The organism is bacterium, from assembly GCA_021372775.1.
Classification (GTDB): domain Bacteria; phylum Acidobacteriota; class Polarisedimenticolia; order J045; family J045; genus JAJFTU01.
Genome location: JAJFTU010000270.1, coordinates 1 through 17553 on the forward strand (window position 1 = coordinate 1; position 17553 = coordinate 17553).

Annotated in this window: 16 protein-coding genes; 6 read left to right on the forward strand and 10 right to left on the reverse strand. The window is 74.4% G+C overall.

All coding sequences use genetic code 11. The annotated features are described in order from the left end of the window. The 5 genes from menD to LLG88_09495 all read right to left on the reverse strand — a co-directional run. On the reverse strand, positions 1 to 725 hold a 725-nt coding region (gene menD / locus LLG88_09475), incomplete at its 3' end, for a 2-succinyl-5-enolpyruvyl-6-hydroxy-3-cyclohexene-1-carboxylic-acid synthase (protein ID MCE5247132.1). Beyond that, complete coding sequence (locus LLG88_09480) at positions 725 to 2131, reverse strand: isochorismate synthase (GenBank protein MCE5247133.1); 1407 nt, start codon at positions 2129 to 2131, stop codon at positions 725 to 727. The genes LLG88_09480 and menD, both read right to left, overlap by 1 nt. Continuing rightward, positions 2128 to 2805 carry a ubiquinone/menaquinone biosynthesis methyltransferase gene (locus LLG88_09485; protein MCE5247134.1) on the reverse strand — a complete coding sequence of 226 codons (678 nt, stop codon included), beginning with the start codon at positions 2803 to 2805 and terminating at the stop codon, positions 2128 to 2130. Before LLG88_09485 ends, LLG88_09480 begins: the two co-directional genes overlap by 4 nt. A gap of 41 nt (positions 2806 to 2846) precedes the next feature. Then, entirely contained in the window at positions 2847 to 3836 is a 990-nt protein-coding gene (gene aroF, locus LLG88_09490) for a 3-deoxy-7-phosphoheptulonate synthase (GenBank protein MCE5247135.1), read from the reverse strand. A 208-nt stretch (positions 3837 to 4044) separates the two neighbouring features. Beyond that, positions 4045 to 4290, reverse strand: coding sequence for a hypothetical protein (locus LLG88_09495; protein ID MCE5247136.1), 246 nt, complete (start codon positions 4288 to 4290; stop codon positions 4045 to 4047). A 123-nt stretch (positions 4291 to 4413) separates the two neighbouring features. Here LLG88_09495 and LLG88_09500 point away from each other — a divergent pair, with 123 nt between their 5' ends. Further along, positions 4414 to 6477 (forward strand): sulfatase-like hydrolase/transferase, encoded by a 2064-nt coding sequence (locus LLG88_09500; protein ID MCE5247137.1) that lies wholly within the window; start codon positions 4414 to 4416, stop codon positions 6475 to 6477. A 47-nt stretch (positions 6478 to 6524) separates the two neighbouring features. Further along, positions 6525 to 9077 (forward strand): outer membrane protein assembly factor BamA, encoded by a 2553-nt coding sequence (gene bamA / locus LLG88_09505; protein ID MCE5247138.1) that lies wholly within the window; start codon positions 6525 to 6527, stop codon positions 9075 to 9077. Between the two features lie 15 nt (positions 9078 to 9092). Here bamA and dacB read toward each other — a convergent pair whose 3' ends face one another. Beyond that, the gene (gene dacB / locus LLG88_09510; protein MCE5247139.1) at positions 9093 to 10562 is read right to left on the reverse strand and encodes a D-alanyl-D-alanine carboxypeptidase/D-alanyl-D-alanine-endopeptidase; all 1470 of its coding nucleotides are present in this window, start codon (positions 10560 to 10562) and stop codon (positions 9093 to 9095) included. A 141-nt stretch (positions 10563 to 10703) separates the two neighbouring features. Here dacB and sucC point away from each other — a divergent pair, with 141 nt between their 5' ends. From sucC to ndk, 3 genes are all read left to right on the forward strand, one after another. Continuing rightward, positions 10704 to 11873 carry an ADP-forming succinate--CoA ligase subunit beta gene (sucC, locus tag LLG88_09515; GenBank protein ID MCE5247140.1) on the forward strand — a complete coding sequence of 390 codons (1170 nt, stop codon included), beginning with the start codon at positions 10704 to 10706 and terminating at the stop codon, positions 11871 to 11873. Then, positions 11870 to 12748 carry a succinate--CoA ligase subunit alpha gene (gene sucD / locus LLG88_09520; GenBank protein MCE5247141.1) on the forward strand — a complete coding sequence of 293 codons (879 nt, stop codon included), beginning with the start codon at positions 11870 to 11872 and terminating at the stop codon, positions 12746 to 12748. Before sucC ends, sucD begins: the two co-directional genes overlap by 4 nt. Before the next feature lie 136 nt (positions 12749 to 12884). Beyond that, the gene (gene ndk / locus LLG88_09525) at positions 12885 to 13304 is read left to right on the forward strand and encodes a nucleoside-diphosphate kinase (protein MCE5247142.1); all 420 of its coding nucleotides are present in this window, start codon (positions 12885 to 12887) and stop codon (positions 13302 to 13304) included. A gap of 104 nt (positions 13305 to 13408) precedes the next feature. Here the strand turns inward: ndk and LLG88_09530 are convergent, their stop codons facing one another. Beyond that, complete coding sequence (locus tag LLG88_09530; GenBank protein ID MCE5247143.1) at positions 13409 to 13651, reverse strand: hypothetical protein; 243 nt, start codon at positions 13649 to 13651, stop codon at positions 13409 to 13411. Positions 13652 to 13806: 155 nt separating this feature from the next. Next, on the reverse strand, positions 13807 to 15267 hold the full coding sequence (locus LLG88_09535) for a M48 family metalloprotease (protein MCE5247144.1): 1461 nt from the start codon (positions 15265 to 15267) through the stop codon (positions 13807 to 13809). Between the two features lie 173 nt (positions 15268 to 15440). Between LLG88_09535 and larE the strand changes: the two genes are divergently transcribed. Further along, positions 15441 to 16268, forward strand: coding sequence for an ATP-dependent sacrificial sulfur transferase LarE (gene larE / locus LLG88_09540; GenBank protein MCE5247145.1), 828 nt, complete (start codon positions 15441 to 15443; stop codon positions 16266 to 16268). Positions 16269 to 16336: 68 nt separating this feature from the next. Here larE and LLG88_09545 read toward each other — a convergent pair whose 3' ends face one another. Both LLG88_09545 and LLG88_09550 read right to left on the reverse strand, forming a co-directional pair. Then, positions 16337 to 17173 carry a hypothetical protein gene (locus LLG88_09545; protein ID MCE5247146.1) on the reverse strand — a complete coding sequence of 279 codons (837 nt, stop codon included), beginning with the start codon at positions 17171 to 17173 and terminating at the stop codon, positions 16337 to 16339. Between the two features lie 10 nt (positions 17174 to 17183). Further along, positions 17184 to 17553, reverse strand: a 370-nt coding sequence (locus tag LLG88_09550) for a hypothetical protein (protein MCE5247147.1), incomplete at its 5' end; no start/stop codon positions are given.

Below are 17553 nucleotides of genomic sequence, written 5' to 3' on the forward strand. Positions count from 1 at the left end.
GCGTGCGCCAGCGGGCCGGGGCCGCAGACGATCAGCCCGCGGCGGCCGGCCGCGCGGCGCGCGAGGGCCGCGGCGGCGTCGGGCGACGGACGACGCTCGGCGGGCATGCGGCGCGGCGCGGGACGCGACGCGATCGTCGCCGCCGCGGCGGCGAGCGACGCGTCCGCCTCGTTCCGCGCGGCCTGCGGTTCGAGCGGCTTGCGGAACGGCGCGTTCACGTGGACCGGGCCCGGTTCCGGATGGAGCGCGGCGTCGGCCGCGAGCGCCGCCGACGCGGCGAGCCCTTCGAGCGCGCGCGGCGCTTCGTCGGGGAGGCCCAAGTCGAGCGCGAGGCGGACGAAGCGGCCGAAGAGGTTCGTCTGGTCGATCGTCTGCGGCGCGGCGCGGCGCTGCAGTTCCGGCGGCCGGTCGGCCGTGACGGCGATCAGCGGCGCGCCGGCGAGGCTCGCCTCGACGATCGCGGGGAGGTAGTGCGCGGCGGCCGTGCCCGACGTGCAGACGAGCAACACCGGCGCCCCGGTCGCCTTGGCCGCGCCGAGCGCGAAGAAGGCCGCGGAGCGCTCGTCCACGACGACCGTCGTCTCGATCGCCGGCTCGCGCGCCGCGGCGAGGGCGAGCGGCGTCGAACGGGAGCCGGGACTGACGACGGCGCGGCGCACGCCGGCCGCGGCGAGGCGGCGCACGAAGAGGGAGGCCCACGGCGTGTTGAGGTCGCGCGGGCGCATCAGATCCCCAGGGCGTCGCCGATCGTCCGCTCCTTCGCCGCGATCTCCTCGAACTCGCGCGCGGCGTCGGAGGCGGCGACGATCCCCGCGCCGGCGTAGAACGACGCCTTGTCGCCGCGCACGATCGCGGAGCGGATCGCCGCGGCGAACTCGCCGTCGCCGTCGGCGCCGAGCCGGCCGAACGGCGCGGCGTACCAGCCGCGCGGCGCCGGCTCGCGGCGCCGCAGGAAGTCGAGCGCCGCGTCGCGCGGCGCGCCGCCCATCGCCGGCGTCGGATGGACCGCCTCGAGCAGGCGGGGCAGCGGCGTCGCCGCGAGGAGCTGGCCGTCGAGCGGCGTCGAAAGGTGGTGCACGTCGCGCAGCGTGCGCACCGACGGCGCGGGCTGCGCGGTGAGCGAGCGGCAGAACGGGGCGAGCGCGTCGTTGATCCCCTCTACGACGGCGCGGTGCTCGGCGAGGTCCTTCGCGTTCGCGGCGAGGAACGTCGCCGCCGCCGAGTCCGCCTCTCCCTCGGCGCGCGGCGCGGTGCCGGCGAGCGCCTCGCTGCGCACGGCGAGGCCGCGCTTGACGAGGAGCGTTTCGGGGGTCGCGCCGAAGAAGGTCGCCGCGCCGCGGCGCAGCGCGAAGAGATACGTTCCGCCCTGCGCGGCGCGCAGCCGGGCCAAGGCGGAGGCCGGGTCGAGCGGGCCGTCGAACTCGACGTCGGTGCGGCGGGCGACGACGACCTTCCGCAGACGGCCGGCCTCGATCTCGCGCCGCGCGTCCTCGACCAGCGCGGTCCACTCCTCCCGTTCCATCGTGCGCGCGGCGCGGCGTCGCGGCGGCGTCGCCGGCGGCTCGGGCGGCCGGCTCAGCGCGCGGTAGATCCGCTCGAACCGCTGGAGCCGCCCCGCGTCGTGCAGGAACTCCTCCTCGCCGTGCAGCGCCAGCGCCAGCGCGGCGCCCTGCTCGCCGACGATGTAGGTCCAGCGCGGCAGGACGAAGCAGCCGTCGCCGAACCCCTTCCACGTCGCGTCCGCGCCGCCGGGCTCGAAGGAGAAGCCGCCGAGCAGGCAGGGGACGAACGGCACGGCGTCGGGGTGCGCGACGACGGGAAGGCCGCTCCAGAGCGCGGCCGCCGCGGCGTCGAGCGCCGCGAAACGGCCCGGCCCGGAGAGGTCGAGCCGCAGCGCCTCGCCCATGCCGACGATCGCCGGGCCTTCCGGCGGACGCCAGAAGGCGGCCGTGGACGCGGGGTCGATCCGCAGCAGCGTTTCCGGGGGCGCGCTCGGCGCGGGGACGACGAAGACCGCCGCCCGCCGGCGGTCGCGCAGCCGGCCGATCTCGAAGCCGAGGAAGTGGGCCAGCTCGGTGAGCCGCAGCGGGATCTCGCCGCTCAGATAGGCGTCGGGATTCTGGGGAATCATCGCCGCGCCTCCGCGCGGCGCAGCACGAACAGGCAGCAAGCGCCGAAGGTCATCGGTCGCACCAGCTCCACGTCGAGGCCGCGGCTTTCCGCCAGCGCGGCGAACTCGGCGGGAGGCGGGAAGGCGGCGATCGACCGTTGCAGATAACGATACTCCCGCGCGCCGGAGAGGAGCGCGCCGAGCCAGGGCACCGCGCTCCGCACCCAGAAGCGGGCGGGCGCGGCGATCAGGCCGCGCGGCTCGTTGAGCTCGAGGACCGCCACCCGTCCGCCGGGGCGCACGACGCGGCGCATCTCCTCGAGGCCGCGTCCGCGGTCGGGGACGTTGCGGATGCCGAAGGCGATCATCGCCGCGTCGAACGACTCGTCGGCGAACGGCAGCGCCTGCGCGTCGCCGAGGCAGAGGCGCACGCGCGCGCCGTCCGGCGAGGCGGCGATCTTGGTCCGTCCCTCGGCGAGCATCTCCGGCGAGGGATCGACGCCGACGACGGCGGCGCCTTCGATCCGCCGCGCGGCGAGCAGCGCGAGGTCGGCCGTGCCGACGGCGACGTCGAGCACGCGCGCCCCCGGCGCGAGGCGCAGCGCGTCGATCGCGCGGCGGCGCCAGCGGCGGTCCACGCCGAAGGAGAGGACGCGGTTGAGCAGATCGTAGCGGCGCGCGATGCGGTCGAACATCGCGCCGCTCCCCCCGCGGGGCGGGGCGGGCGCGCCGCCGCTCACGCCGGCGCCCGGCCGGACGCCCGCGCCTCGCGGAGGAGTTCGGCGAACTCGTCCGGCGGCAGCGCCTGCGGGCCGTCGGAGAGGGCGCGTTCGGGCGCGGCGTGGACCTCGATCATCACCCCCGCGGCGCCGGCGGCGAGCGCGGCCTTGGCGAGGTGCGGGACGAGGTCGCGCCGCCCGAGGGCGTGCGAGGGATCGACGACGACCGGCAGGCGGTCGACGTGGGCGAGAAGGGCCACGGCGCCGAGGTCGAGCAGGTTGCGCGACGCGGGGTCGAAGCCGCGCACGCCGCGCTCGCAGAAGACGACCCCCGGCGCGCCGGCGACGAGGAGATGCTCCGCGGCGAGGCGCCATTCCTCGATCGTCGCCGCCATGCCGCGCTTGAGCAGCGCCGGCCGGCCGGTCGCGCCGACGGCGCGCAGCAGGGCGAAGTTCTGCATGTTGCGCGAGCCGACCTGGACCATGTCCACGCGCGCCGCGACCGCCTCGGCGTCCCGCTCCGAAAGCGCTTCGGAGACGGTGCGCAGGCCGTGCCGCCGCGCCGCGGCGGCGAGCCAGTCGAGCGCGGCGAGGCCGTGCCCCTGGAATTCGTGCGGGGAGGTGCGCGGCTTGAACGCGCCGCCGCGCAGCATCCGCGCCCCCGCGGCGGCCACGGCGGCGGCCGCGGCCTCGATCTGCTCTTCGGACTCGATGCAGCAAGGGCCGGCGATCCAGACCGGCGGCGCGCCGGGGCCGATCGAAAGGCCGCCGACGTCGATCCGCTCCGGCTGCGCGTCGAGGCGCGGGTGCGGGCTCGGCGGCGCGGCGACGGCGGCGACCCCCGGGAGGTCGGCGAGTTCGCCGGCGGCGACGGCGCGGGAATGGGCGCGGACTTCGAACGCGACCGGCCCGTCGGCCCCGTCGAGGCGCACGACCCACAGGCCGCGCGCCGCGAGGGCGCGCCGCACCGCCTCGGGGTCGGCGTCCGGCTTGAGGGTCAGGATCATCGCGTCTCCGCAGCGAGCAAGGAACATAACATCAAAGGCCACCGCGGGCAGTGGCCGTTCCGCGGGGACGGCGCCGTTCCCGCGCGGCCGCTCGGGCGGCGGTCCGGGCGGCGGAATGCGGGGCGTCCGGCGGCCGCGCGGCGGCGCGCGCGGCCCGCTCCCGCCGCCCGCGATCAAGGGCGTCGGAAGGCCGGGCGTCCGGCGCGCGCTACCGACCGGAACGGACTTCGGCGCGGAGGGCGGCCTGCGCCGCGAGCAGGCCGGAGAGGGCGCCCGCGGCGTACATGAACTCGGGGTCCGAGCGGAGGACGACGACGTCGTCCGGGCAATAGAGGTCGTCGAGCGTCAGGTTCGGCGCGAGGCGGCGGCCGATCGCGTAGGCCCGCGACTCCTGCTCGGCGACGAGTTGGTCGATCAGACGAAGAAGGGGGGCGCTGTCTTCCGGCGTGATCATTGGTCTCTCCGACTCCCGGCGCGCGGCGCCGGCGACGCCTAGAATACGGTCCGTGGCTTCTCCGTTCCCCTTTTTCGCGACGATCCCGACGGTCGCCTGCGCCCCGGACGGGGCGGCCGCGCGATGAACGGCCCGCCGCGTCCCGTGGCGCGGATCGCCAACGCCGGCCTGGCGGTCTCCGGACTGGCGCTCGTCGTCGTCCTCGGCACCGGCGGCACGCGGATCGACCTCGGCGTGACCTCGATCGGGCTGCGCGAGCTCGCCGGCCCGTTCACGTTCGTCTGCTTCTTCGCCGCGCTCCGGCTCTTGGTGTCGCAGCGCTCCTCGGGACTCGAGGCGCGGGCCGTCACGTTCTTCGCGCGCCGCGGCCTTCCGCCGCGGGACGCCGAGGCGGCGCTCGGCGACGCCGCGCGGACCGGCGCGCTGCTCGGCGCCGGCGCGGGGTTCGCGGTCGGCGCGGCCGATCTGGCGCGGCTGCTGCTGCCGGCGGGGGTCCCGTGGGCCTCGCTCGGCGATCTGGCCGCGCTGACCGGCGCGCTGCTGGGCGTCACGGCCGTCGTCGGCGCGGCGTGGGGCGCGGCGCTCGGCGCGCTCGCCGCCGGCGCCTCGCGCGCCCTGGGCCTGCGCCCCGGGCGCTACGCCGTGGGACGCGTCGTCTGCGCGGCGCTGCTCCTGAGCGTCTCCGCCGGGCCGTGGCTGGCGGGGGAGCCGTTGCCCGGCGAGCACGCGCCGATGGTCCTGCTCGGCGCCGCGCTCGTCGGCCTGGCGGCGGCGGGGCTGGCCTTCTTCCTCGTTCCCGCCGCCGTCCTCTCGGCCTCCCGCGGCCACTGGACGACCGCGCTGGCGGTGGGGGGCGGGCTCTTCGTCGTCGCCGTCGCCGCGGCCGCCGCGGCGCTCGGCCCGACCGGGCTCTACGGGCCGGCGCGGGACGCGGCCTACCCGAACGTCCTCGTCGTCTCCGTCGAGGGACTGCGCCGCGAGGTCCTCGTCGACCGCGCCGCTGCGCGGCGCTGGACGCCGATGATCTCCGAACTGGCGGAGCGGGGCGCGGTCTTCGCCGAGACGATCTCCCCCTCCACCGACTTCGACGCGGCGGCGACCTCGCTCCTCACCGGCCTCTATCCCGCCGCCCACGGCGTGCGCGGCGTCGGCGATCCGGCGAACCCCGGCGTCGAGGCGCTGCCGCAGATCCTGGCCAGCCACGGCTACCGCACCGCGGCGTTCGTGGCCGGCGACCCCGCGGCGCCCGCGCCCGAGGCCGGCTTCTTCGAACGCTTCGACGATCCGGAGTGGCTCGTCGCCTGGCTGGGCCGGAGCGTCTTCGGCCGCCCCGCGGCGCTGCTGGCGCGCCGGGACGCCGCCTCGCATCCGGCGCCCGAACTGGCCCAATCGTTCCGCGATTGGCTGACCGGCCTGCCGCGCGGCCCGTGGTTCGCGTGGGTGCGGTTCGGCGACCTCCGCCGCCCCGCGCCGCTGACCGCGCCGCTCTTCGAGGGGGAGATCGGCGACCTGCGGCCGCCCGACTCAAACCAGCCTCCGTCGCCGGCCCCGTCGTGGGCCGCCGAGGCCGACCGGCGGCGTCCGGTCCGGGACTGGGTCTACGGCTACGCGGAGGCGGCGCGGCATCTCGACGCCGAAATCGCCGAACTCCAACGGGTCGTCGCGGCGCGCGGCGACCTGCACCGCACGGTCGTCGTCGTCGTCGGGACGATCGGCGCGCCGTTCGGGGAGGGCGGGGTCTGGCTCGACCGCCCGACCGGACTCGAGGAAGGGACCGTCGTCAGCCCGTGGATCATCTTCGGCCCCGGCGTGCGTCCCGGAAGCGTCGTCGAGGGGCCGTGCTCGCTCGTGGACGTCGCGCCGACCGTCCTCGGGCTGATCGGCCTCGCCGGCGGGCGGGACTTCGAGGGGGAGGACCTCGCGCGGTACTTCTCGGCCGCCGGCGGCCAGCCGCGCGACCCGCAGTCCGGTCCGGCCTTCGTCGAAACGCCGGACGGCGCCAAGGGGGTGCGGCTCGGCTCGTGGATGTTCCTGCGCGGCCGGGACGGCGCCGAACGGATGTTTTTCGTCGAGGACGGCGCGGAGCACGAGATCGCGACGCCGCGGGGGCGCGACGAGCGTTTGCGGCTCCAACTCTCCGATCTCTTGGCGCGGCGCGCGGCGGACGAGGCGGCCGCGACCCCTTGAGAGGACGGGTGCGCGCGGGCGGGATCCACGCTAGTCTGTCCGCCGCCATGCCCGACACTCGACGCTTCGCGTTCCTGCCGCTGGCTTTTGCCTGCTGGGCCGCCGCCGTGTGCGCACCGGCGCTCGCCCAGGAAAATCCGATCACCTGCGACACCATCAGCGCCATCGAGGTGCGCGGCAACGCGAAGATGAGCGCGGACGCCGTGCGGTTCGATCTGACGATCAAGCCCGGCGCGCGATGGGACGACGGCGCGGTCCACCGCGAGTACATCCGCTTCTGGCGGAGGGGGCTCTTCTCGGACCTCCGCTTCTCGAAGCGCTGCGACCCGGCCGGGGCCGTCCTGGTGATCGACCTCCGCGAGCGTCCGACGCTGCTCTCGGTGACCTACGACAAGTCGAAGGACATCACCCAGCAGCAGATCGAGGACTACTTCAAGCAGCGGGAGTTCCAGCTCCAGGTCGGGCAGCCGCTGGACCGCAAGAAGATCTGGCGGGCGGAGTCGCTGATCAAGGAGGCCTTGACGCAGAAGGGGTTCATGGACGCCGAGGCCAAGGCGGAGATCAAGACCGTCTCCGCCACCACCCGCTCGGTCGTCTTCCACATGAAGGGCGGGGGGAAGACCCGCATCCGCAAGCTGAACTTCATCGGCAACGAAGCGTTCGGCGCCCGGACGCTGCGCAGCCAGCTCAAGCTGGTCGAGCCGTGGAAGTGGTACTGGCCGTGGGGCGCGAAGTCGCTCTACCACCCGCTCAAGTACCAGCAGGACTCGACGAACATCACCCAGTACTACAAGGACCACGGCTACCTCGACGCCGACCTCCGGCCGCCCGCCGTGGACGTGCGGGCCGTCGATCCGGAGAAGGCCAAGCGGAAGGCGGAGGCGCGCGCGGCGAAGGAGACGGCGAAGCAGGCCAAGGACAAGGAGAAGGCCGTCCGCGCCGGCGCGACGTGGATCGACAAGCCGGCCCCCGAGCCGGACGTCCGCGTCAAGAAGTGGGTCTACCTGACCGTTCCGGTGGACGAAGGGAAGCTCTACCACCTCGGCACGGTGAAGTTCGAAGGAAACACGATCTTCAAGCCGGAAGAGCTGCGGCGGTACATCCCGCTGCGCGACGGCGCGATCCTCTCCGACGCCGCCCTCGAGGCGGGCGTCACCGCGGTCCGCGCGGCCTACGGCGCGAAGGGCTACGTCTACGCGGCGGTGACGCGGCGCTTCGAGCGCCGTCCCGGTCCCGACGCCGTGGCCGACGTCGTCGTGCAGATCGAGGAAGAGCAGCCGTACACCATCCGGCGGATCGAGTTCCGCGGCAACACGACGACGAACGACGTCGTGCTGCGCCGCGAGATGAACGTCTTCGAGGGGGAACTGCTCAACAAGGCCCAGCTCGACCGCTCGGTGCAGAAGCTGCAGATGCTCGGCTTCTGGATGCCGGGCGAGGAGCCGACGCTCGAGCCGGTGCCCGGCAAGTCGGAAGTCGACGTCCGGGTGCAGGGCGAGGAGCAGTCCCGCAACGAAGTGCAGATCGGCGGCGGCTACTCGGAGCTCGAAGGGGCGTTCTTCCTCGCCAGCTACCAGACGCGCAACCTGCTCGGCCGCGGCGAGGCGCTGGAGCTCTCCGCCCAGGTCGGCGGCTACTCCAACCGCTCCTCGATCAGCTTCACCGAGCCGTGGTTCCTCGGCAAGCCGAACACCTTCGGCTTCCAGCTCTTCCGCCGCAGCTACGACTACGGCCAGTACCAGGACGCCAGCGGCGCCCAGCAGCGGCTGCAGCAGACGAGCACCGGCGGCGCGCTGACGCTCGGCCGCCGGCTCGGCGACTTCTCCACCTTCCAGATCACCTACGGCTACGAGAGCGTGGACGCCGACACGATCGACGTCTCCTCGTACTTCGCCTCGACCCGCACCAAGATCGGCTCGCTGACGCCGCTCTACTCGTTCCGGCGCGTGAACAACCCGATGCGCCCGACGCGCGGCATGGAGATCCAGCTCGTCCCGCAGATCGCCTCGAAGATCTTCGGCGGCGACACGAACTTCTTCCGGCCGCGGATCTCCTTCAGCGGCTACCACCCGATCTTCAGCAAGCTGTTCGTGGCCGCCCACCTCGAGGCCCAGTACGTGCGGGCGTTCGGCAGCTACGACCGCAAGACCGGCGTCATCGACGGCGTGCCGCGGTTCGAGCGGTTCTACCTCGGCGGCGACTCGATCGGTCCGCGCATCTTCGAGACCCGGTCGATCTCCCCGCTGCGCGACATCGTCGAGGTGGACCAGAACGGCAACCCGGTGCTCGACGCGTTCGGCAACCCGTACATCGTCAGCAACGCCTACGTCGGCGGCAACAAGTCGATCCTGGGGCAGTTCGAGCTGGGGCTGCCGATCGGCAAGACGGCGACCTTCGCCGGCTTCTTCGACGCCGGCGGCGTCTACGACAACGGCGTGCACATCAACACGAGCGACATGCGGATGTCGGCCGGCGTCGAGTTCCGCGTCTACCTGCCGGTCTTCCAGGCGCCGATCCGCCTGATCTACGGCTGGCCGATCAAGTCGAAGAGCTACGACGAGATCAGCCGGTTCCAGTTCTCGATCGGCCTGCCGTTCTGACGGTTTCCGCGGTCTTCAGGAACGCCGGCGCCTCCGCGGCGCCGGCGTTTCGTCTTCTTCGCCGGACGAGCGGCCGTCGGCCGCGGCGGCGATCGCGCGCACCAGCTTGTCGACGTCCGGGTGGCCGAGGAACGGCCCGCCGCGGCGGGTCTTGTTGACGAGGACGGCGAAGACGACTTCGCGCCCGCCCGGCGTGTCGATGTAGCCGGCGAGCGCGTGGACGCCGTCGAGCGTGCCGGTCTTGGCGCGGACGCGTCCGCGCATGTCGCGGAGGCGGCGCCGCAGCGAGCCGTCCTCGGCCGCCGTCGGCAGCGTCGCCTCGAAATCGGCGCCCCACTTGGCGCGCTTGGCGGCGAGCAGCGCGGCGACGAGCGCGCGGGCGGTGAGGCGGTCGCCGTGGCTGTAGCCGGAGCCGTCGAGGACCGAGACGCCGGTCCGCGGCGCGCCCCAGCGGTCGAGGCAGGCCGAGAGGCGCGCGGCGCCGGCGGCGATCGTCGCCGGCTTCGCGCCGGCCTCGGCGGCGATCGTCCGCGCGACCATCTCGGCGCCGAAGTTCGACGAGTGCTTCATGATCGGCGCGAGCGTCGTCCCGAGGGGGAAGCTGCGGCGCTCGACCAGCGCCGCTGCGTTCGCGGGGGCGGCGCCGCGGCGGATCCGGCCGTCGAGCTTGATCCCGGCGTGCGGCAGCAACTCCGCGAGCGCCGCGCCGACCGCCTGCGTCGGGTCGCCGAGATGAATCCACTCGCGGAACGTCGCGCCCTTGGCGACCGAGCCGGAGAGGCGGGCCGTCGCCGGGCCGTCGGCGGCGGGGGAGAAGGCGAGCGTCACCGCGGTGCGCCCTGCGGTCGTCACGCCGTTCTCGATCTTCGCGAGGTGCGGCAGCGGGGCCGTCTCCGCGCGCGCCGGAGCTCCCGGGCGCGGGCCACCCTGCACGACCAGCTCCGCGGCGTTCCAGGCCAGCGCCAAGGCGCTCTGCGGCGAGTCGTAGGGGGCGGGGAAGGAGAGGGCGGGCGGCCACGTGGCGGGGCGTCCCGGCGGCTCGAAGCGGCCGTCGTCGAGGACGACGTCGCCGGCGATCCGCTTCACGCCGGAGCGGGCCAGGTCCTGCACGGCCGTCCAGAGGTCCTCGGCGCGGAACATCGGGTCGCCGCCGCCGACGAGGTAGACCGCGCCGCGCACGACGCCGTCGCTCCCCGGCCGCTTGTCGGCGAGGAAGCGGGTGCGGAAGGTGAAGTCGGGGCCGAGCGCGTCGAGGGCGCAGGCGGCGGTGACGACCTTCATCGTCGAGGCCGGAACGAGCGGGCGCTCGGCGCCGAAGGCGGCGATCGCCGAGCCGTCGGGACGGACCGCGTAAAGGCCGATTCCCTGGCCGGCGAAGACCGGGGCGTCGAGCGCGCGCCGCAGCGGCCCGGGGACCATGTCCGCGGCGCGGGCGGCGGGGACCGCCAGCGCGGCGGCGAACAGACAGGCGAAGATCGGTTTCATGGCGGGCGGGATACTAACGCCCGGGCGCGGGACGCGCCCGGGCTTGAAGCGGCGGCGTCCGAGTTTTAGCATCGCCACTGCGCGCCGCAGATGGTCCGCGGCCGCGACCTCGTTTCTACGCCACCCCTTGGAGGACGTCTCTTGAACGTTCACGAGTACCAGGCCAAGCAGGTTCTCGCGCGCTTCGGCGTTCCGGTCGCTCCCGGCGAAGTCGCGGAGACCCCGGAACAGGCGCGCGCCATCGCCGAGAAGCTCGGCGGTCCCGTCGTCGTCAAGGCCCAGATCCACGCCGGCGGGCGCGGAAAGGGCGGGGGCATCAAGCTCGCCAAGACTCCGGCCGAAGCCGAAGAGAAGGCCCGCGCGATCCTCGGCATGACGCTCGTTTCGCCGCAGACCGGCCCCAAGGGGCGGTTGGTCCGCAAGGTCTTCGTCACGTCGGCCAACGACATCGCGCACGAGTACTACCTCGGCGTGCTGGTGGACCGCGCGAAGGCCAAGATCACGATCATGGCCTCCTCCGAAGGCGGCGTGGAGATCGAGAAGGTCGCCGCGGAGACGCCGGAGAAGATCATCCGCGCCGACGTCGATCCGGTCGCCGGCTACCAGCCGTACCTCGGCCGCAAGGTCGCCAAGGGGCTCGGGCTCACCGGTCCGCTGTTCAAGCAGTTCATCAAGCTGCTCGGCGGCTGCGTGCGCTGCTTCCAGGAGATGGACGCCTCGCTGGTCGAGATCAACCCGCTCGTCTCCACGCCGGACGGGAACCTGCTCGCGCTCGACGCGAAGGTCTCCTTCGACGACAGCGGCCTCCACCGCCACGAGGACGTCCGCGCGATGCGCGACGTCCACGAGGAAGACCCGCTGGAGGTCGAGGCCAGCAAGAGCGACCTCAACTACATCAAGCTCGACGGCGTCGTCGGCTGCATGGTCAACGGCGCGGGGCTGGCGATGGCCACGATGGACATCATCGACCTCGCCGGTTCGCGTCCGGCCAACTTCCTCGACGTGGGCGGCGGCGCCAACAAGGAGTCGGTGACCAACGCCTTCCGCATCCTGATGGGCGACCCGAACGTCAAGGCGGTCCTGGTCAACATCTTCGGCGGCATCGTCCGCTGCGACCGCGTGGCCGAGGGGATCGTCGCCGCGGCCAAGGACGTGAAGATCAACGTCCCGCTGGTCGTCCGCCTGCAGGGCACCAACGCCGCCGAAGCGCGGCACATCCTCGAAGCCTCCGGCCTGAAGCTCGCCGCGGCCGAGGGTCTCGACGAGGCCGCGAAGAAGGTCGTCGCGGCCGTGCGCGGGGAGGCGCGATGAGCATTCTGATCGACGCGGCAACCAAGGTCCTCGTCCAGGGCATGACCGGCGGCGAGGGCTCGTTCCACACCGCCCAGATGGTCGCGGCCGGCACGCGCGTCGTCGGCGGCTGCACGCCCGGCAAGGGCGGCACGGTCCACGAGGGCATTCCGGTCTTCGACTCGGTGCTCGAGGCGAAGAACGCGACCGGCGCCAACGCCACCGCGATCTTCGTGCCGCCGGCCTTCGCCGCCGACGCGATCCTCGAGGCGATCGACGCCGAGATCCCGCTGATCGTCGCGATCACCGAGGGGATCCCGGTCCTCGACATGCTGAAGGTCAAGAACGCGCTGGTCGCCTCCGGCAAGTCGCGGCTGATCGGGCCGAACTGCCCGGGCATCGTCACGCCCGGCCGCTGCAAGATCGGCATCATGCCGATGATGATCTTCCAGCCCGGCACCGTCGGCGTGCTCTCCCGCTCCGGCACCCTGACCTACGAGGCCGTGGACCAGTTGACGCGGATCGGCCTCGGCCAGAGCACGGCCGTGGGGATCGGCGGCGACCCGATCATCGGCTCGCCGTTCACCTCGCTGCTGCCGCTCTTCCAGGCGGACCCGCAGACCGAGGCGATGGTGATGATCGGCGAGATCGGCGGCACGGCCGAGGAAGAAGCCGCCGAGTGGATCAAGGCGAACATGACCAAGCCGGTCGTCGCCTTCATCGCCGGGGCGACGGCGCCTCCGGGACGCCGCATGGGCCACGCCGGCGCGATCATCAGCGGCGGCAAGGGCACCGCGGCGGAGAAGAAGGCCGCGCTGCGGGCGGCCGGGATCACCGTTTGCGACTCGCCGGCCGAGATCGGCGCGACGGTGGCCAAGGTTCTCGGTCGCGCCTGACCCGGGACCGGCCCGCGGGCGCGCTCGCCGCGCTCCGGGCATAATCTGACCCGCTTGAGAGGGGCGCTCCGATCGAGCGCCCCTTTCTTTTCGCCCCCCGGGCGGGCGGCGCCCGCCCCTTTAGGAGACACGAACCATGGCCATCGAACGCACCCTCGCCATCGTCAAGCCGGACGCCGTCCGCAAGAACGTGATCGGCGAGGCGATCAAGGCCGCCGAGGCGCACGGCCTGCGCCCCGTCGCCCTCAAGCGGGTCCACCTGACCAAGAAGCAGGCCGAGGGGTTCTACGCCGTCCACCGCGAGCGCTCGTTCTTCGCCGACCTCACGACCTTCATGAGCGAGGGCCCGGTCGTCGTGATGGCGCTCGAGGGCGAGAACGCGATCGCCATGTGGCGCGGAATCCTCGGCGCGACCGATCCGGCCAAGGCGGCCCCGGGCACGCTCCGCCAGCAGTTCGGCGAGAGCATCCAGTGCAACGGCTTCCACGGCTCGGACGCGCCGGAGACGGCGGCGTTCGAGATCGGCTACATGTTCAGCGCCTTCGAGATCTGCTGACGGAAGGCGGTTCGACGGACGTCGAAGAGGCGGGCTTCGCGGCCCGCCTTTTTCTTGCGCGGGCGGACCGCCGGCCCGTCGCGGCGGACGACGCGCGGCGCGGGTCAGCCGGCGACGTCGAGGTGGCCGCTCGGCTCTTCCGTCGTCGTCGCGCCGCTCGGCGCGGTCTCGTCGTCTTCGGGGCCGCTCGAGATCTCGACCGCGTCGTGCCCCGTCTGCGGCTGCCGATCCGGCCGGCGTTGCCCGCGCGGCTGGGCGTCGCGGCGCGCCTGACGGTCGCCGACGGCGCGGACCGTCCCGGCGATCGGCGCGACCGACTCGAGCAGCCCTTTGCCCAGCGTGTCCATAACGAACCTCCGCGGCTTCGCCCGGACCGCGCCGGACGCCGCCCGAGGCAGAACATAGAGCGTCGCCCCGCGCCGCGCATCCGGCGGCGCGGGCGCGGCGTTCAGGGCCGGGCGGCGGCGCTCCCGCGAGGCGTTCGGGGGGGCCGGCGCGGCGTTCAGGGGTAGACGGCGCTCTGGCGCACCGGGTACTTCCAGGTGGCCGTCCCCGCGGCGCGGGCGTCGGACGGGAGGTGGTTCAGGTCGCCGACGACCTTGCACGGCGCGCCGAGGTCCTTGCGCTGGGCGCAGAACTCCGGCAGCGCGGTCCCGGCCGGGACCTTCGCCAGGCGGACGACGACCGGCCGGACGCCGAGCGCTGCGGGGTCCGTTTCGGGGCGCAGCGAGCGCAGCGCGCGGTCCAGCGCCGGGCGCTTCGCCTCGTCCGACGTCGCGCCGAGGAACTGGTAGAGGCGCCCTTCGACGCGGGCGAAGACCGCGGAAAGGCGCGTCGCGCCGGAATCGCCGTGCACGACGATCGCGCCGCGCCAGGCGTCCACGCCGTTCTGGACCGCCGCCGCGCCGTCGAAGGAGGCGTTCGGGTTCTTCTGCTTGAGGCGCTCGACGAACGCCGCGGGCGACAGCTGCGCCGCGTCGGCCGGGGCGAGGCGGAGCGCGAGCTGCGCCGTCGGCTTCTCCTCGTCGTCCGTCGCCGCGACCGCGGCCCTCGTGTTGATCGCCTTCCAGCCTTCGGGCAGGTCGAAGCGGAAGCGGAGCTGCGGGTGATGGAAGGTCAGCCCCTTCTGGAACCCCTGCCGCGGATCGTCGCCGAAGACCAAGCCGTCCACCCGCGCCAGCAGCTCTTCGCGCCCGACGCGCGGGTTGGCCGGGGCCGGCGCCGCCTGCGCGAGCCGGAGCGTCGTCGCCACGCGCTCGCCGGGATCCGGATGGGTCGAGAGCCAGCCGGGAAGGGACTTCCCGGACTCCTGCGCCAACTGGTCGAGGACGCCGAGGAAGCGGGACATCGCCGTCGGCTCGTAGCCGGCGCGGCCGATGTAGCGGACGCCGAGCATGTCGGCCTCCCGTTCCGCGTCGCGCGAGTAGCGGAGCAGGAGCATCTGCGCCCCCGCGCCGAGCAGCTGCCCGAACCGCTGCAGTTCCGGCCGGGCGATCGACGCCGCGCCGAGCCCGAGGTTGAGCAGTTGTCCGCGGCTCGCCTGCTCCGCGCCGTGGCGCGCCACGACGTGGCCGATCTCGTGCCCCATTACGCCGGCCAGCTCGGCCTCGCTGTCGGCGTGGGCGATCAGGCCGCGCGTGACGAAGGTCGGCCCGCCGGGAAGGGCGAAGGCGTTGACGACGGGAGAGTCGAGGACGGTGAACTGGTACGGGAGCTCGGGGCGTTCCGTCTTCGCCGCCAGCCCCTTGCCGATCCCCGAGACCCACTGCGCGAGGGCCGGATCGTCGTAGGCGCCGAACTCCTCCATCACCCCCGGAACGGCCGAAAGCCCCATCTCCCGCTCCTTCTCCGCGGAGACGAGGATCAGCTGGCTGCGGCCGGTCGCGGGGTTCGTCGCGCAGGCGATCAACGCGGCGGCGGCCAGCGCCGCGAGGAGGACGACGGCGAGGGCGAGGCGCTTCATGACGGCTCCCTTCGAGGGCGCGCGCGGGGGACAGGAACCGCCCCGCGGGAGGGACGCGCAGACGACGGCGGGCCGGCGTCCGCGGCCGCTCCGCGGCCCCGTGGGACGATACACGCAACAAGCGGGGCGGGCGTCGCCGCTGCTAACATTTGCCGCCTCGGAGGCGGACGACGATGACGGAACGGGACGCGGCGGATCTCGCGGAGAAGGAGCGGGCGTTGAGGGCGGCGCTGCGCGGCTACGGCCGCGTCGTGGTCGCCTTCTCCGGCGGCGTGGACAGCGCGACGCTGCTCGCCGTGGCCCGCGCGGAATTGGGAGAGGACGCAAGGGCCGTGCTCGCCGCCGGGCCGTCGCTGCCGGCGCGCGACCGCGCGGACGCCCTCGCCGTCGCCGAGCGGCTCGGCGCGCCGCTGGAGATCGTCGAGACGGGCGAGTTCGCCGACGAGCGTTATCTGCGCAACGACGCCGACCGCTGCTACTGGTGCCGCTTCGCGCTCGGCCGGGCGCTCGCGCCGCTGGCCCGCGCCGCCGGCGCGCAGCTCGTCTACGGCCCGGTCGCCGACGACCTCGACGAGGACCGGCCCGGAATGCGCGCCGCGGCGGAGGCGGGGTTCCGCGCGCCGCTGCTCGAGGCCGGCTTCACCAAGGCCGACGTGCGGGAACTGGCGCGCCGCCTCGGGCTCGGCCTCGCGGAGAAGCCGTCGTCGGCCTGTCTCGCGTCGCGCGTGCCGACCGGGGAGCGGATCGACGCCGGCCGCCTCGCGCGGATCGACGAGGCGGAGCAGGCGGTGCGCGCGCTCGGCTTCCGGATTGTGCGGGTGCGCGACCACGGCGTCGCGGCGCGGATCGAGCTGGGGCCGGAGGAGATCCCGGCGCTGCTCGACGCGGCGACGCGGGCCGCCGTCTCGGCGGCGGTGAAGAAGGCCGGGTTCCGCAAGGTCGCCGTCGACCTCGACGGCTATCGCCCCGCCGGGCTCAAGGAACGGCTGCCGGCGCGCTGAAGCGGCTTCGCCGCGCCGCGCCGTCGCCGGGCCCCAGGACCGTCTCCGAACGCGCCGCGCGGGCGCGGTCAGAAGAGGGCGGTGGGCGGCGTCTCGGGCGCCCAGGCGACGTCGGCCGCGCCGAAGGCGAGGAGCTGCCCGCCGCGGCGCCGCGCGTGGGCCAGCGCCTCGAGGCAGCGGCCCAGCAGGTCGTCCGGCCCCGCGATCCCCCGCGTCGGGAAGGAGGCGATGCCGGCGCTCGCGTCGGCGCCGGGGGTCGCCGCGACCACCCGGAGGCGCGCCGCCGCGGCCATCGCGCCGCCGGCGTCCGTTTCGGGCAGCAGCAGCGCGAAGCGCCCTTCGCCGAGGAAGGCCAGCGTGTCGCAGTCCCGCACCATGCCGCGCAGCCCGTCGGCGAGGCGGCGCGTCTCCTCGGCGTCCCCGGCCGGGTGGTCCGAGGAGAGCGCGACCATGGCCAACGGGCGGCGGTAGCGCGCGGCGCGCTCGAACTCCCGTCTGAGGAGCGCGGCGAAGAGAGCCGAACCGAGCAGCCCGGTTCCCGCGTCGCGGCCGGCCGGGCTTTCGCGGCGGGCGCGGCGGAGCAGCGCCGCGAGGCGCGCCCGCAACTGCGGCGCCGTCTCCACCGGATCGATCCAGACGTCCGCCCCCGCGGCGAGCGCGGCGACGCACGCTTCGGCGTCGCCCCAGACGACGACGAGCGGCATTCCGGTCCTCGGCGCCAGCGGATCGAGCTCCGCCGCCGCCGACTCGGCCGGCGCGAGCACGACGTCCGCGACCTGCGCCGACGCGGCGGCGAGCGAGGCGCCGTTGGGCGGCACGAGCAGCAACGCCTCGCGCGCCTGCTCCATCTGGAGCAGGACCGCCCGCAGCGTCGGGGGGAGGGGCGGGAAGGCGAGGACGCGCACTGGGGCCTCCTTACATCCTTTCGGGGGTCGGCACGCCCATCAAGTCGAGGACCGCGACGAGCGCGTTTTCGGCGACGAGGAGCACGGCGAGGCGCGCGGCGCGCACCGCCTCGTCCGGCTCGCGGAGCACGGGGTGGCGGTGGTAGAAGCCGTTGATCGCCTGGGCGAGGTCGAAGGCGTACTTGGCGAGCGTGCTGAACTCGAGGTTCTCCACCGCCAGGCGCGCCGCCTCGGGCAGGCGCGCGGCGCGGTGGACCAGCTCCCAGTGCTCGGGCGCGACGTCGGCCGGAATCGCGGCGAACGACGCGTCGCGCGCCGCGGCGCGGATCGCCGCCGGCGTGGTCCCTTCGCGCTCGGCGAGCTTCTCCACGATGCGACGC